This window comes from Halomonas sp. (assembly GCF_041689495.1).
Taxonomy (GTDB): domain Bacteria; phylum Pseudomonadota; class Gammaproteobacteria; order Pseudomonadales; family Halomonadaceae; genus Halomonas.
Genome location: NZ_JBDNGD010000483.1, coordinates 1 through 1069, shown reverse-complemented (window position 1 = coordinate 1069; position 1069 = coordinate 1). Strand labels below are relative to the sequence as shown.

The window sequence follows — 1069 nt, the reverse complement described above, 5'->3', positions numbered from 1 at the left end:
GCGCGATACCCGGCGCTCAAGCAACCATTGCGGTAGCCACACACGGTCACGGCCTACCAGGATCTGTGCAGCCGAGAGCGCCACCAGGCTGGCCATCAGTGTCGGTACGCCGGGGATATCCCCGATCAGGGGTGCCAGGGTGACAAGCCCGGCAATCAGCAGGAAGGGGGCGAAGGAGCGTCGCCCCAGGGTATCGAGGATGGCATCGAGGCTCACGCTGTCGGGTAGTCCGCCGGTGGATTCCAGCATATCCAGCAGAGTCGAGAGGTTGGAGGGAGCCGGGTCGGAGCGTTGCATGGGCCCTTACTCGCCAGGTCGACGGTTGCGCGTCCACAACAGGATCCCGCTCAGGACGATCAGGACGATGCCGACGAAGAGAGCCGGGTGGGCCTTCAAGACGCCGACGATCACGAAAACGAATCCCAGCAGCAACAGGGCAAAGGCGAAGGTGCGGACAGTCATCTTGGAAGCTTCCTGACGAAATGGGCGACCAGTGTAGCGCCGCCGGCGGTCGTGATGCAGCCCTGGGTTCCCGTCTGGCCAGCGGTTATCATGCCAGACCGTTTCCGGCCTGACGTACAGCGCCCTGACCACCGAGCGGCACCAGGCGGCATTTGAAGGGGTGCTGGTGGCGCTGGCCTGGTCCCCTGGCAGGATGAGGACCGAGTCCAAACGTTGATCTGACTCCCTGTTCGACAGATGTTCGGTTCCTGTGGCGATGGTAGTCTGGGGGCTCCTGACCGATTGGAAGCCCGAGTGGATGCGTGAATTCGCGAACGAGATGCGGGCCCTGGCGCTGGTCCTGGATACCGATCCGGACGTGGCTGCGGTGCTGTCCTTGCAGCTTCATCTGCTGGGACTCGAGAGCCGCCACTATAGGCGGGCGACCCCCTTGCTTGATGAAATGACGCTATGCCGCCCGCAACTGGTGATCATGGCGCTGGAGGCCGATGACCATGACGGAATCGCCCTCCTGCATCAGCTGTCGGAGATGGATTATCGGGGGCGTGTCCTGCTGCTGAGCGGCGTCGAGCGCAAGATCTCGCGGATTGCCGAGCGAGTGGGCCTG

At 63.5% G+C, this 1069-nt stretch carries 3 protein-coding genes; 1 reads left to right on the top strand and 2 read right to left on the bottom strand.

Annotated features, from left to right (window positions below; all coding sequences use genetic code 11):
* Both ACESMD_RS14590 and ACESMD_RS14585 read right to left on the bottom strand, forming a co-directional pair.
* Window positions 1-297 (bottom strand): exopolysaccharide biosynthesis protein (locus tag ACESMD_RS14590; RefSeq protein ID WP_372614401.1); only part of this gene is annotated, 297 nt, incomplete at its 3' end.
* Between the two features lie 6 nt (window positions 298-303).
* The gene (locus ACESMD_RS14585) at window positions 304-462 is read right to left on the bottom strand and encodes a hypothetical protein (RefSeq protein ID WP_372614399.1); all 159 of its coding nucleotides are present in this window, start codon (window positions 460-462) and stop codon (window positions 304-306) included.
* Between the two features lie 298 nt (window positions 463-760).
* Here ACESMD_RS14585 and ACESMD_RS14580 point away from each other — a divergent pair.
* Window positions 761-1069, top strand: a 309-nt coding sequence (locus ACESMD_RS14580; protein WP_372614397.1) for a hypothetical protein, incomplete at its 3' end; no start/stop codon positions are given.

What these genes read in the sequence shown, in the direction of transcription:
- ACESMD_RS14585 (WP_372614399.1), bottom strand. Translation starts at nt 462, where the DNA reads ATGACTGTCCGCACCTTCGCCTTTGCCCTGTTGCTGCTGGGATTCGTT.